Genomic DNA, 14,714 nt, shown 5'->3' with positions numbered 1-14,714 from the left:
ATATTAAACAGGACTTACTTAAATTCTCCCACTTTTATTAGTGAGTCTACCTTAACATTAGTGAGCGTTTTTTGGCTGCCATCTCGCCATGTAATTACAACTGATGAAAGCGTATCAGCTTGTGCTAATCCAAAATGCACAATATTAAGTAAGCTTTGCGAGTGAGTAGCACTTTGTGAGCCAATAACTTGATATTGGTTCGCAGTTGCTGTTTTAATTTGTACTTTTGCACCATACGGATCAACCCCACTTTTTGAGTATCCAACTCTAATAAGGGTGAAGTGGGCGTGACTTAACTCAGTGGTATTTTTATATAAATGCCATTGGCCGTTATCTTCATCTCCGCTTAGTAGGTCGAGTTTTCCATCTAGGTTAAAGTCAAATGCGGCTCCCATATCGCCGTGTGAGTCTAAGCCACGTTCGGTATCAGCGTTGTGAGTGATTGTTGCTTTAAATTTGTAATCACCTTGGTTAATGAGTAAAACATCAGCAACTCGCTCTTTTAGTTCGCCAAAGCGATAGACCATAAAGTCTATTTTTGTGTCGTTATTAAAATCGCCGGGTACAACTCCCCAGTTATTACTGTTTGTTAATGCTGATAATTTAGATGAAATATCAACCAGCTTACCATTATCGTTACGTAGTAATACATCAGGAAGGGCGAGATTTTGTGGTTGCCAATCGCTTTGATAGTTTTTTACATTTTTGAATGATGCGCGTACATCCCATGCAAGGTTGTCGGTAAGTACCCATTCCACTCGCCATTTATTATTCCCTAAATACCCAATGTACCAGCCGGTTTTATCAAGCTTAGTTGGAAACCCTTGCGCTTTTTTCTGGCTAATGGTGGTGTTTTTACTAGGTGTATTTATTAGTTCTTTTTTCTCACCTATGTATACATCCATTTGGCTTAATAGCTTGGCACGCGGGAAGTGATAAAAGTCACTTAGTATAAGACTTCCTGAGTTTGTGTTGTCGGTAATGAGTGTTATGCCATCGTGGCTTTTATTACCTTCATCACGCAGGTCTAGCCGTTTGCTGCCTTTATTAAACGATAGACTGTTATTAGCGATAGCGTAGCTTAGCTTTCCGCGAGCAAGGTAGTAGTCTATATCGCCGTCGTTATCTATATCAGCTTGTGCAACTGCGAGCGTGCCTTTGTAGGCTTCACTATTTGCACCTAATAGATCTTTAGTAACATTGGCAAAGGTAAAGTCGTTATTACCTTGATAAATAGTTAAATCGTTGTATCCATCAAAAGCAAAAATATCGAGTATGTCATCGTTATTGTAATCGGTTAATAATACACGCTCGGCTTTTATATTTTCAAAAGTAGCTGATGGGTGATAAGTAAACTTTCCATTACCGAGATTTTCAAAAATGATATTGCGTGGTGAGTTTTCGTGAATTAATTTTTCGGCGTTTACTTGTATAAAATCAAGATCACCATCGGCATCTACATCAACCCAGCGCACAGAGCGCCCGCGAGCCCCCATTTTAGATAAGCCAGCTTCAACAGTTTTATCTTCAAATTTACCATTATTGTTCTTAAGTAGTCGCTGGGGTTGAGGTGTGGTGCCATTTCCACCGCCTAGTGCAATAAGTACATCGAGATCGCCATCGTTGTCGTAATCACCGGCCGACATACCGTGTAGATCTGCTCGTGGAAAAATATCGTTTTGTAGTGTGTATGTGCCATCTCCATTTGCCATAAATAAACGAATAGGGGTGGTGTCGTGATTTGTTAGCAGCAGATCATAATGACCATCACTGTTTATATCGGCAATGGTAGGGCCGCCATACTTCCAGTTTTTTTGTGTTATTAAGCCTGCTTGTTCAGACACATCAGAAAATACAACGTTATTACTTGTTTGGCTACTGGGCGTTTGTGTGTTTTGGCTGCATCCCGCTAAGCTTATAGCGCTAATTATCAGTAAGCTAAGAATTGATTTTTTGTTTTTAATCACTATAGTCCCTCTTTACATTGTGTTAATTGTTGACAATATAGGTTGAAAGTAAAACATACAAGTAAATTTTATTACTCAAGCCTTAATGTTTTTAACAGGCCCGCTTTACTGCTCTGAAGTTATATTAAATATTAAGAGTGGCTTTACAAACAACATACCTAGGTGTAAATTGTTAACAATAAACCATATTGAGGTGTGATAGTTCACTTTGATATTCCTCGTATCGGCATTGTTTTAATGATGCATTACTTGGTTACTATTTAATTAAACATTCTTGAAGGTATAAAAATATGCAAGCTGCACAATATATAGGCAACAAGTCATTTAACATTGTTGAAGGCACATCTATTAAACCTAAAGCGGGTGAGATTAGATTGAGTGTTGGATACGTTGGGATTTGCGGTACTGATATGCACATATACCATGGCGTGATGGATCAACGAGTGTCTATTCCGCAAACAATTGGCCATGAAATATCAGGTGTTGTTGCAGAAATAGGTGAAGGCGTTGAAGGCTTTGCTGTAGGGGAAAACGTGGTAGTACGCCCATTAGATTGGTGTGGCGATTGTCCTACGTGTAATGCAGGGCATACGCATATTTGTCAAAACTTAAAGTTTATGGGAATAGATACACCAGGTGCTTTTCAGTCAAGCTGGACAGTTAAAGCGCGTACTTTGCATAAATTACCAGCAGGCGTTGATTTAAAACAAGGCGCATTAATAGAGCCTTTATCGGTTGCGTGCCATGATGTACGACGCTCGCGCTTACAAGCGGGTGAGAAAGTGGTTGTACTTGGTGGCGGGCCAATTGGGCAATTAGTTGCTGCGGTTGCTAAAAGTGTTGGTGCAGAAGTACTCGTGTCTGAGCCTAACAAAAGCCGCCGTGCTTTTGCCGATGAGCTAGGTGTTAAATCGGTTAATCCCATTGAAGAAGATTTAGCTGCCTATGTAGATAGTTGGACACAAACAAAAGGTGCAGATGTTGTATTTGAAGTATCAGGCGTAAAACCCGCAATAGAGGCTATGACCGAAATAGCAGGGCGTCGGGGTCGTATAGTAATGGTGGCTATTCATAGTGTTAAACCTGAAATCGATTTATTTCAATTCTTTTGGAAAGAGTTGGAGTTATTAGGTGCACGTGTATACGAAGCGGCCGATTTTGATTGGGCTATCGAATTAATTTCATCGGGCCAAATAGATCTTAAACCTTTCATTAGTTCGGTTAGTTCGTTAACTGATATTGGTAGTGCATTTGCGAGTATGGATGGAAATCCAGAAGGCATGAAAGCGCTTGTTGAATGTAATCCACAATAATAAAAATTATAAAGGTATTAAAATGAATAATATGTTAGAAAAATTTAGCTTAGAAGGCAAAGTAGCCCTAGTTACAGGTTGTAAGCGCGGTATTGGTAAAGGTATTGCACTAGGTTTAGCGCAGGCTGGCGCTGATATTATTGGTGTATCTGCAAGCTTAGAGCTTGAAGGCTCAGAAGTAGAAAAAGAAGTTAAAGCCCTTGGCCGAAACTTTAAAGCCTACCAATGTGATTTTGGTGATCGTGATGCGCTTTATTCTTTTATTAATGATGTAAAAAGTGATTTTTCAAAAATTGATATTTTAGTTAATAATGCAGGTACAATCCTACGTGCTCCTGCGGCTGAGCATGGTGATGATTTATGGGATAAAGTGATTGAAGTTAACTTAAATGCTCAATTTATTTTAAGCCGCGAAATAGGCAAACAAATGATAGAACATGGCGAGGGTAAAGTTATTTTTACAGCTTCTTTGCTTACCTTTCAAGGTGGTATTACAGTACCGGGTTACGCAGCTAGTAAAGGTGCTATTGGGCAATTGGTTATGGCGCTTTCAAATGAATGGGCTAGCAAAGGCATTAATGTAAATGCCATTGCGCCAGGTTACATTGATACCGATAACACTGAAGCATTACGCAATGACAAAGAGCGTAATGCAGCCATCTTAGCGCGCATTCCACAAGGTCGATGGGGGAATCCTGAAGACTTTAAAGGGCCCGCAGTGTTCTTGGCTTCTGAGGCTGCTAGTTATGTAAACGGCGCTATTTTATTGGTTGATGGCGGATGGATGGGGAGATAGCACAATGAACTTTCATAATAATGTGAATTTTATAAATGGTGAATATGTCGCTTCTAAAGTAAGTGGCACCATTGAAATATTAAGCCCATCTACGGGTAAAAAAATTGGTGAAATACCAAAAGGCTGTATAGAAGATGCGCAGTATGCACTTGAGTCAGCGAATGTAGGCCAGAAAAAGTGGGCTAAATTGACAGCTCGCACACGTCAAAATATATTGCGCGTGTTTGCTAATAAAATTCGTGAAAATAAAGATATTCTTGCACCAATGCTTGTTGCAGAGCAAGGTAAATTGCTATCAGTTGCACAAATGGAAGTCGACGTAACAGCGACTTTTATTGACTATGCATGCGACCATGCACTTACTATTGAAGGCGATATTTTACCTTCAGATAACGAAGATGAAAAAATATACATTCATAAAGTGCCACGTGGCGTAGTTGTTGGTATTACTGCGTGGAATTTTCCGCTGGCATTGGCTGGTCGTAAAATTGGACCTGCTTTGATTACAGGTAACTCTATTGTATTAAAACCTACCCAAGAAACACCTTTAGCAACCACCGAGCTGGGTCGTTTAGCAAACGAAGCGGGGATTCCTGCTGGCGTGCTAAACGTTATTAATGGATCAGGTTCTGTTGTTGGCCAAGCATTGTGTGAAAGCCCAATTACTAAAATGATCACCATGACAGGCTCTACTGCTGCAGGTAAGCAAATTTATAAAACTAGCGCAGAATATATGACGCCTGTAATGCTTGAACTTGGCGGTAAAGCCCCGATGGTTGTTATGGCAGATGCCGACCTTGATGAGGCTGTTGAAGGTGCGCTTTGGGGTCGCTTTGCTAACTGCGGGCAAGTATGTACCTGTGTTGAGCGTTTATATGTTCAAGAGTCTGTGTACGATGCATTTATGGCTAAATTTATACCAGCAGTAAAAGCACTTCGTGTTGGGGATCCTATGAACCCAGATACACAAATGGGTCCTAAATGTAATCAACGTGAAATAGACAACATTGACCACATTGTTCAACAAAGTATTCAACAAGGCGCTTCTGTCGCCACTGGTGGTAAAGTTGCTTCTGTTGAGGGTTTCGAAGGTGGTTGTTGGTACGAACCAACGTTACTTGTAGACGTTAAGCAAGATAACATTGCAGTACACGAAGAAACTTTTGGCCCAGTACTCCCTATTGTAAAAGTTAAAGATATGGATCAAGCAATACAGTACTGTAACGACAGTATTTATGGCTTAAGCGCCTATATATTCACTCAAAACTTTTTTGATATTAATAAAGCTATTAACGAATTAGAAGTGGGTGAGGTATATATTAACCGTGGTATGGGTGAGCAGCATCAAGGTTTTCATAATGGCTGGAAACAAAGTGGTTTTGGCGGTGAAGACGGTAAGTTTGGTTTAGAGCAATATCTAGAAAAGAAAACCGTTTACTTAAAAGAAAAATAATATAATTAAACAACAATCTCCCTGGGTCGTTGATTTATAAATAACAAAGCCGATAATAAATTATCGGCTTTTTATTTTGTTCATAAATTATTTTAAATTTATGCTTATGTCACCATTAGGCTTGCAGCAGCACAGGAGTATTTCGCCTTCGCGCACAAACGCCAGTGGCTCTTCGTTATACTCAACACTACCTGACACTAACGTTGCTCTACAGGCGCCGCAGTAACCTTCGCGGCATTGGAATGCAACGTCTATTTTCATGGATTCTAAGCACTGTAAAACAGAAGGGCAGCCAGTGGTAAATTCTATACACTGGCTGTTTTCTGCAAGCGTTATGCTTGCAGTAGACTTGTCACTCATTATAAATCAAAGTCACCAAATTCAGAGGCATCTACTTGCGAGTCGATTTGACCAACAAGGTATGAGCTAATTTCAGCTTCTTGTGGTGCTACTTGAACGTTATCAGACACTAACCATGAATTGATCCATGGAATAGGGTTACTGTTATTTTCAAACTGTGCTGGTAAGCCAATAGCGGTCATACGTGCGTTAGTAATGTACTCAACGTACTGACATAAAATATGCTTGTTTAGACCAATCATAGAACCATCTTTAAATAGGTACTCTGCCCATTCTTTTTCTTGCTCTGCGGCTTCTACAAACATTTTAATAGCTTCGTCGCGGCACTGAGCTGCAACAATTGCCATTTCTGGGTCGTCTTTACCGTCTTGCATAATATTTAAAATATGCTGAGTACCCGAAAGATGAAGTGCTTCATCACGCGCAATAAGCTTAATAATTTTAGCGTTACCTTCCATTAATTCACGCTCAGCAAACGCAAACGAACACGCAAAGCTTACATAAAAACGAATGGCTTCAAGAATATTTACCGACATCATGGCAAGGTAAAGTTTCTTTTTAAGTTCGAACAAATTAACGATCACTGTTTTGCCGTTAATTTCGTGTTTGCCTTCACCGTAAAGGTTGTAAAGCGACACTGAATTAATTAAGTCATCGTAGTATGTGGTTACAGCATCGGCACGTTCGCTTATTTTATCGTTGCTAACTATGTCATCAAAAATAAGTTCAGGGGCTTGCGTAACATTACGAATAATATGCGTGTACGAGCGGCTGTGAATCGTTTCACTAAATGCCCACGTTTCTATCCATGTTTCAAGCTCTGGTAACGATACAATAGGAAGTAGGGCAACGTTAGGTGAACGACCTTGTACGCTATCAAGCAAAGTTTGATATTTTAAGTTACTTAAAAATATATGCTTTTCGTGATCTGGTAATGCTTGAAAGTCTAAACGGTCTTTGCTTACATCTACTTCTTCAGGACGCCAAAAGAAAGACAGTTGCTTTTCGATTAACTTTTCAAAAATTGGGTATTTTTGTTGGTCATAACGAGATACGTTAACAGTTTGGCCAAAAAACATTGGCTCTAGCATTTGGTTATTATGGTTTCGGCTAAATGTAGTATAAGACATGTTTATCACTCAAAAAACTATCAGAAAAAGCGGGCTAAATGCCCGCTTAAAATAAAAATTAATAACTATATTTTACACGCGCCGCCTTCACAATCATCATCTTCCACTTCTGGAGTATCTTCTTGCATATCTGAGGCACCATCGCGAGTGTTGTGGTAGTACAAGGTTTTAACACCCAGTTTGTACGCAGTTAGTAAGTCTTTTAATAAGACTTGCATAGGTACTTTACCGCCTTCGAATTTATTTGGATCATAATTTGTGTTTGCCGATATAGTTTGGTCAACAAATTTCTGCATTATGCCCACAAGTTGTAAGTAACCATCGTTTGATGGAATATCCCATAATAACTCGTAGTTATTCTTTAAACGTTCGTACTCAGGCACTACTTGTTTCAAAATACCGTCTTTACTTGCTTTAACGCTAATGTGACCACGTGGTGGCTCAATACCATTTGTTGCGTTAGAGATTTGCGACGATGTTTCTGAAGGCATTAACGCACTTAGTGTTGAGTTACGCATGCCGTGCTCTTTAATGCTGGCACGTAATGTATCCCAATCAAGGTGAAGTGGTTCATCACAAATTTTATCTAAGTCACGTTTGTACGTATCTGTTGGCATAATGCCCTGTGAATACGTTGTTTCGTTAAACTTAGGACATGCACCACGTTCTTTAGCAAGCTCGTTTGATGCTTTCATTAGGTAGTACTGAATCGCTTCAAACGTTTTGTGAGTCAGTGCATTTGCGCTGCCATCTGAGTAACGCTTACCGTTTTTAGCTAAGTAGTATGCGTAGTTAATTACGCCTATGCCTAGTGTACGACGACCCATAGTCGCATTTTTTGCAGCCGGTACAGGGTAGTCTTGGAAATCAAGTAAGTTATCAAGTGCGCGCACTGCAAGTTCAGCTAGCTCTTCAAGCTCGTCTAGTGACTCAATGGCGCCTAAGTTAAACGCAGACAGTGTACAAAGTGCAATTTCGCCTTCTTCGTCGTTTACGTTGCTTAGTGGCTTAGTTGGCAATGCAATTTCTAAACATAAGTTAGATTGGCGAATAGGCGCAACTTTAGCAATGAACGGGCTGTGTGTATTACAGTGGTCCACATTTTGTAAATAAATACGACCTGTACTTGCACGCTCTTGTGCAAACATAGAGAAAAGCTCAATGGCTTTAATACGCTTTTTACGAATAGATTCGTCTTGCTCATATTTTACGTAAAGCGCATCAAACTCTTCTTGGTCTTCAAAAAATGCATCGTAAAGGCCTGGCACGTCTGATGGGCTAAATAACGTAATGTAATCGTCTTTAATTAAACGAGAGTACATTAATTTATTAAACTGTACGCCGTAATCAAGGTGGCGAACACGGTTGTCATCTACACCACGGTTATTTTTAAGCACAAGTAGGTTTTCTACTTCTAAGTGCCAAAGCGGGTAAAACAATGTTGCTGCGCCGCCACGTACACCACCTTGCGAACAACTCTTAACAGCTGTTTGAAAGTGCTTATAAAAAGGAATACAACCAGTGTGGTACGCTTCGCCGTTACGAATGTGGCTACCAAGCGCACGAATTCGACCTGCGTTAATACCAATGCCCGCACGTTGTGAAACGTATTTAACAATCGCAGACGATGTAGCGTTAATTGAATCAAGGCTATCGCCACACTCAATTAATACACATGAGCTAAACTGGCGAGTCGGCGTACGTACACCTGCCATAATAGGCGTTGGTAGTGATATTTTAAATAACGAGACTGCATCGTAAAAACGCTTAATGTAAGAAACGCGTGTTTCACGTGGGTAGTCAGAAAATAAGCTCGCCGCTACTAAAATATATAAAAACTGTGCACTTTCGTAAATCTCACCCGATACACGGTTTTGAACAAGGTATTTACCTTCAAGCTGCTTTACAGCCGCGTAGCTAAAATTAAGATCGCGAGAATGATCAAGGTACGCATCAAGCTCGTCTAGTTCTTGCTCAGTGTAATCTACAAGTAAGTGGGCGTCGTAGCGTTTATCGCCAACCATTTTTGTTACATGGTCGAATAAACGTGGTGGCTCAAATTGGCCGTACGCTTTTTTACGTAAATGGAATACAGCTAAACGTGCCGCTAGGTATTGGTAATCAGGCGATTCTTTTGAAATTTGATCTGCAGCAGCTTTAATAATGGTTTCGTGTATGTCTTTAGTGCGAATACCGTCGTAAAACTGAATGTGTGATTTTAATTCAACTTGCGAAACCGATACGTTTTTTAAACCTTCGGCGGCCCATTCAATAACGCGATGGATCTTATCAAGATCAAGTGGCTCTTTACGCCCGTCACGTTTGCTTACAGATAACTGTTGGTTCATTTGCCTGTATTCCTTGGGAATTATGTATTTTGACTAATGCGTCATACCTCGCAATGGCAAGGTAAGTACTCATTTATTATAAGTTTCACCGTAATGGCGAATTTAATTGAATAACATTTGGCCACAATATCTGGTGTTGTTCAATTTAGAGATCACAAGATAGTGTGGTCTGAGTTGTTTTGCAAGGGACATAATTGCCCCTATTTGTGGATAACTTTGGGATAACGCATTTGTGTTAGTAGACACTCACCTTCGAACAATCATTTAAGTTAGAATATGCAGAAATCAACTAATGATCTGCTAAATTTACGCATTTTAAAAATAAATTCTGACTGCTTTTTTTATCGACAAGCTTTGTGTGAAAACTAACACAATCACAATATATAGTGTTTAATAATTAACATAGCACTATATATGGTTTTAATGGACTATCTAAGTTAGTTGTTTAATGTTCACGATTCAATGCTTTCAGAAATAAAAAGCATAATTAGGGGTAAGAAATAGAAATGGGCTAAAAGATAGCCCATTTAAGTTTATGCGAAGAGCATGCTACCCAGTGTAATAATTTTAAAAAGAATCATTATTACACTCTCTGAAATTTCTATAGAAATATTGAGTTTCAACTTTAGTTATCCTAAATCTGAGTTAGTCACTTGCCGATAATATAAGAATCAGTTACGCTCAAATTTCCACACTTGGGCGCTTTCCTAAATTTTAGCAAGTGTCTTTGCTAACATCATATTCAAACCTTGAGTATGGTGTTAGCCCCTCCACCTAGTTGAAATATCAATTCCATCAAAGTGTTAATAAAACTTTAATGTGGTCTGAGTTGTTTTGCAAGGGACATAATTGCCCCTGTTTGTGTATAACTTTGGGATAACGCATTTGTGTTAGTAGACGCTCACACTTAAACGACCATTTAATTAAAGGCGTTTAAAAAGTAAACTAATGTTCTGCTAAATTTGCGCATTTTAAAAATAAATTCTGACTGCTTTTTTTATTGACAAGCTTTGTGTGAAAACTAACACAATCACAATATATAGTGTTTAATAATTAACATAGAACTATATATAGTTAAAACCATCAATTGGACTTTGCCAGTTAAAATCAGCATTCCAGCTGTTGGCTTCATCAATACTTGGTATGTAACCCCAAAGTGCCGTTGCAGTGTGCATACCTGCCGCTTTGCCTGCTTGTATGTCACGCTCGGCATCACCAATGTACAAACAACGGTTTGGTTTTACCCCCATAAGCTTTGCACAATGTAGTAGTGGTAGCGGTGATGGTTTGGCCTCAGCCAAGGTATCGCCACTTATGACTACACTGGCGTTTTTTAAAGCGGGGATAGCAGCCACTAAAGGATCGGTTAAAAAGCCAGGTTTGTTGGTCATGATCCCCCACTTGATCTTTTTTTGATCAAGGGCGATAAGTAACGATTCAACACCAGAGAAGCAATGCGTATGTTTTGCTATGTTTGCAGCGTACTCGTCAACTAATTGCTTAATAAGCTCGCTTTGGTGTTGTTTAGCCCATAACTTTTTAAAACCAGCCTCTAATAATGCACCTGCGCCGTTAGATGCCGCAGGGCGGTATACATCACTACTAACAGGTGTGATTTTATTACTAATAAGCACTGCGTTTAAAGCAGCGCCTAAATCATCAGCGGTATCGAGTAGGGTGCCGTCTAAATCAAATAAAAATGCATCGTACTCAATAAGAGATAGAGGGGATTGAGAGCTAGCCATTAAGCTAACTTCTCAAAATAAAGTATGTAATTTACGCTAACGTCGTTATTAAGCGTATATTGCTTTGATAGTGGGTTATAAGAAAGCCCTGTACTTGCACGTACTTTTAAACCCGCTTGCTCTGCCCATGCAATAAGTTGCGCAGGTTTAATAAACTTTTTATGGTCATGTGTGCCTTCAGGTACCATTTTTAACAGCTTTTCGGCGCCAACTATCGCGTATAAGTATGCTTTAGGCGTTTTGTTCAGCGTTGAAAAAAACACATCTGCACCTGGCTTTGCAAGTGCTGCTACTGCATGAATGATAGAAGCAGGGTCGGGTACGTGCTCAAGCATTTCCATACACGTTATTACATCAAAACGTTCTGGGTTTTGTGATGCATACTCTTCGGCAGGTACTTTTATGTAATCTACATTTACGCCTGTCTCTAAACTATGCAATTTAGCAACAGTTAAAGGCTCTTGTCCCATATCGATACCGGTTACTTTAGCACCCATACGCGCCATGCTTTGGCTTAAAATGCCGCCGCCACAGCCAACATCGAGTGTTTCTTTATCGAATAAGCCTTGCGTTTTGTTTGCTATAAAATCTAAACGTAACGGGTTAATTTCGTGAAGAGGTTTGAATTCTCCGTCTAGGTCCCACCAACGCTCTGCGATGGCTTCAAATTTTGCTATTTCTGCGTGATCTACATTTTGATGTTCGGTCATAAAATACTTCCTCGTCAATCTGAGGCCATTATATAGGGCTAAATTGATAAATCGCAAAGTTTTGCGCCTGTAAATTGAAATTAATTGTGATAGCATGGCTGTTAGTAATAATAACAAATACTCTTAATACCCAATACCGGGTTGTTGAGAGCTGATACTGAAGGAATGTGATATCAAATGACTGATCTCGCCAATGAAATTCTGCCAGTCAATATTGAAGACGAGTTAAAAAACTCCTACTTAGATTACGCAATGAGCGTAATAGTAGGACGTGCATTACCAGACGTACGTGACGGTTTAAAACCTGTTCACCGCCGCGTTTTGTTTGCAATGAACGAGCTTAGTAATGACTGGAACAAGCCTTACAAAAAATCGGCCCGTGTGGTCGGTGACGTAATCGGTAAATACCACCCACACGGCGACAGTGCAGTTTATGACACGATAGTTCGTATGGCTCAGCCATTCTCACTACGTTACATGCTTGTAGATGGCCAAGGTAACTTCGGTTCGGTTGATGGTGATTCAGCAGCGGCAATGCGTTATACAGAAGTACGTATGGCAAAAATGTCGCATGAGTTATTAGCCGATCTTGAAAAAGAAACGGTTGATTTCGTTCCTAACTACGATGGCACAGAGTTCATCCCTGATGTTTTACCAACGAAAGTTCCTAATTTATTAGTGAATGGTTCGTCGGGTATTGCAGTAGGCATGGCTACAAACATTCCACCACATAACTTAACTGAAGTTGTGAACGGGTGTTTGGCACTTATTCAAAATCCTGATTTAACTATTTTAGAGTTAATGGATTATATCCCTGGTCCTGATTTCCCAACGGCTGCAATTATCAACGGTAAGAAGGGCATCGAACAAGCCTACTTAACTGGCCGTGGTAAAGTGTACATGCGTGCACGCGCCGACGTCGAAACCGATGAAAAAACAGGCCGTGAAACAATCATCGTTCACGAAATTCCTTATCAAGTTAACAAAGCTCGCCTAATTGAAAAAATTGCTGAGCTGGTTAAAGATAAGAAAATTGAAGGTATTAGCGCGCTACGAGATGAATCAGATAAAGACGGTATGCGTATCGTTATTGAGATCAAACGTGGTGACGTAGGCGAAGTTATTCTAAATAACTTATATTCACAAACTCAGTTACAAACTGTGTTTGGTATGAATATGGTTGCTTTAATTAATAACCAACCTAAGTGTTTTAATTTAAAAGAAATGCTTGAAGAGTTTATTATTCACCGTCGTGAAGTAGTAACTCGTCGTACCGTGTTTGATTTACGCAAAGCCCGCGACCGTGCACACACGCTTGAAGGCTTAGCGATTGCACTTGCAAACATTGACCCAATTATCGAGCTTATTCGTAAATCTCCTACACCTGCTGAAGCTAAAATTGCTTTAACAGCACGTCCGTGGGAACTAGGTCATGTACAAGGCATGCTTGAGAAAGCGGGTGAAGACAATGTAGCTCGTCCTGATTGGTTAGCCGCTGATTTAGGTATTCGCGACGGTCAATATTATATTTCTGAGCAACAAGCTCAAGCAATATTAGATTTACGTTTACATAAGTTGACTGGTCTTGAACACGAAAAAATTATAAGTGAATACCAAACCTTATTAGATTTAATTGCTGATCTTTTATATATTTTGGCTACGCCTGAGCGTTTAATGGAAGTTATTCGTGACGAACTAGTAGAAATTAAAGAGCAATATGGCGATGAACGTCGTACAGAAATTAACGCCGCAGCTCACGATATAAGCTTAGAAGATTTAATTACTGAAGAAAACGTTGTAGTAACGCTTTCTCACGAAGGTTATGTGAAGTATCAGGCATTGTCTGATTACGAAGCGCAGCGTCGTGGTGGTAAAGGTAAGTCAGCAACGAAGATGAAAGATGAAGATTTCATTGAACGTCTGTTAGTTGCAAATACGCACGATACTATATTGTGTTTCTCTACAGCGGGTCGTTTATATTGGCTTAAAGTTTATCAGTTACCACTAGCAAGTCGTGCAGCGCGCGGCAAGCCAATTGTTAACTTGTTACCACTTGAAGCTGATGAACGTATTACAGCTATATTGCCAGTACGCGAGTACGCAGAAGATAAATACATCTTTATGGCAACTGCATTTGGTACTGTTAAGAAAACACCATTAACGGCTTACAGTCGTCAACGTGCAAGCGGTATTATTGCTGTTAACTTAAATGATGGCGATAGCTTAATTGGTGTTGATATTACCGATGGTAGCAACGAAATTATGTTGTTCACCGATGCTGGTAAAGTAGTACGCTTTAAAGAAGCTGAAGAAACAACCGTTGTTGATGAAAACGGTAACCCAGTACTTGATGAAGAAGGCAACCCTGAGATTCGCTTCAAAGGTGTTCGCCCAATGGGTCGTACTGCTACCGGTGTTCGTGGTATTAAAATGCCAGACGAGCAACGCGTAGTATCGTTAATTGTACCAAAAACTGACGGTGCTATTCTAACGGTAACTGAAAATGGTTACGGTAAACGTACACAGCTTGAAGATTATCCATCTAAGAGTCGTGCAACACAAGGTGTTGTATCTATCAAGGTGAGTGAACGTAACGGTGCTGTTGTTGGTGCTGTGCAAGTTGATGACAACGATGAAATAATGATTATTTCTAATCGTGGTACCTTAGTACGAACTCGCGTTAATGAAGTTTCTACGGTTGGACGTAACACGCAAGGTGTTATTTTGATCAGAACTATTGACGGAGAGCAAGTAGTTGGTTTACAACGTATAGAAGAGATTGAAGTTACTGAGAGTGACTTAATTGATATCGAAGACGTTGAAACAGTTGATACGGTTATTGAAGAAGTAGTGGATGACAATCCTCCTTCTGAATAATTGAAATTGAAAAAG

General features: G+C 39.8%; 10 protein-coding genes. 4 read left to right on the top strand and 6 right to left on the bottom strand.

The window, feature by feature from the left end; genetic code table 11:
- Window positions 1-14: 14 nt before the first annotated feature.
- A complete protein-coding gene (locus tag I6F48_RS07375) occupies window positions 15-1,967 on the bottom strand; it encodes a CRTAC1 family protein (RefSeq protein WP_197119161.1) in 1,953 nt (650 codons plus the stop codon).
- 290 nt (window positions 1,968-2,257) lie between these two features.
- Between I6F48_RS07375 and I6F48_RS07370 the strand changes: the two genes are divergently transcribed.
- The 3 genes from I6F48_RS07370 to aldA are packed head-to-tail and all read left to right on the top strand — an operon-like array spanning window position 2,258 to window position 5,529.
- A complete protein-coding gene (locus I6F48_RS07370; protein ID WP_165725812.1) occupies window positions 2,258-3,280 on the top strand; it encodes a zinc-dependent alcohol dehydrogenase in 1,023 nt (340 codons plus the stop codon).
- A 31-nt stretch (window positions 3,281-3,311) separates the two neighbouring features.
- Complete coding sequence (locus I6F48_RS07365; protein ID WP_165725853.1) at window positions 3,312-4,076, top strand: 2,5-didehydro-3-deoxy-L-galactonate 5-reductase; 765 nt, start codon at window positions 3,312-3,314, stop codon at window positions 4,074-4,076.
- A 4-nt stretch (window positions 4,077-4,080) separates the two neighbouring features.
- Window positions 4,081-5,529 (top strand): aldehyde dehydrogenase, encoded by a 1,449-nt coding sequence (gene aldA, locus I6F48_RS07360; protein WP_197119160.1) that lies wholly within the window; start codon window positions 4,081-4,083, stop codon window positions 5,527-5,529.
- A gap of 87 nt (window positions 5,530-5,616) precedes the next feature.
- On the opposite strand, the gene yfaE is transcribed toward aldA, so the two are convergent.
- From yfaE to ubiG, 5 genes are all read right to left on the bottom strand, one after another.
- Window positions 5,617-5,889 (bottom strand): class I ribonucleotide reductase maintenance protein YfaE, encoded by a 273-nt coding sequence (yfaE, locus tag I6F48_RS07355; protein ID WP_166419024.1) that lies wholly within the window; start codon window positions 5,887-5,889, stop codon window positions 5,617-5,619.
- Entirely contained in the window at window positions 5,889-7,019 is a 1,131-nt protein-coding gene (gene nrdB / locus I6F48_RS07350) for a class Ia ribonucleoside-diphosphate reductase subunit beta (protein WP_165727486.1), read from the bottom strand. Before nrdB ends, yfaE begins: the two co-directional genes overlap by 1 nt.
- A gap of 65 nt (window positions 7,020-7,084) precedes the next feature.
- Window positions 7,085-9,367 carry a class 1a ribonucleoside-diphosphate reductase subunit alpha gene (gene nrdA / locus I6F48_RS07345; protein WP_165727487.1) on the bottom strand — a complete coding sequence of 761 codons (2,283 nt, stop codon included), beginning with the start codon at window positions 9,365-9,367 and terminating at the stop codon, window positions 7,085-7,087.
- Between the two features lie 1,064 nt (window positions 9,368-10,431).
- Window positions 10,432-11,112 (bottom strand): HAD family hydrolase, encoded by a 681-nt coding sequence (locus tag I6F48_RS07340; RefSeq protein WP_166419022.1) that lies wholly within the window; start codon window positions 11,110-11,112, stop codon window positions 10,432-10,434.
- Window positions 11,112-11,822 (bottom strand): bifunctional 2-polyprenyl-6-hydroxyphenol methylase/3-demethylubiquinol 3-O-methyltransferase UbiG, encoded by a 711-nt coding sequence (gene ubiG / locus I6F48_RS07335; RefSeq protein WP_166419021.1) that lies wholly within the window; start codon window positions 11,820-11,822, stop codon window positions 11,112-11,114. The genes I6F48_RS07340 and ubiG overlap by 1 nt, the downstream gene beginning before the upstream one ends.
- Before the next feature lie 177 nt (window positions 11,823-11,999).
- Here ubiG and gyrA point away from each other — a divergent pair, with 177 nt between their 5' ends.
- The gene (gyrA, locus tag I6F48_RS07330; protein ID WP_165727490.1) at window positions 12,000-14,699 is read left to right on the top strand and encodes a DNA topoisomerase (ATP-hydrolyzing) subunit A; all 2,700 of its coding nucleotides are present in this window, start codon (window positions 12,000-12,002) and stop codon (window positions 14,697-14,699) included.
- Window positions 14,700-14,714 lie beyond the last annotated feature (15 nt).

The sequence above is a fragment of the Pseudoalteromonas sp. SWYJ118 genome (genome assembly GCF_015864505.1).
Lineage (GTDB): Bacteria > Pseudomonadota > Gammaproteobacteria > Enterobacterales > Alteromonadaceae > Pseudoalteromonas > Pseudoalteromonas arctica.
Note: the sequence above shows the minus strand (reverse complement) of the source record. Positions and strands in the feature narration are given on the sequence as shown.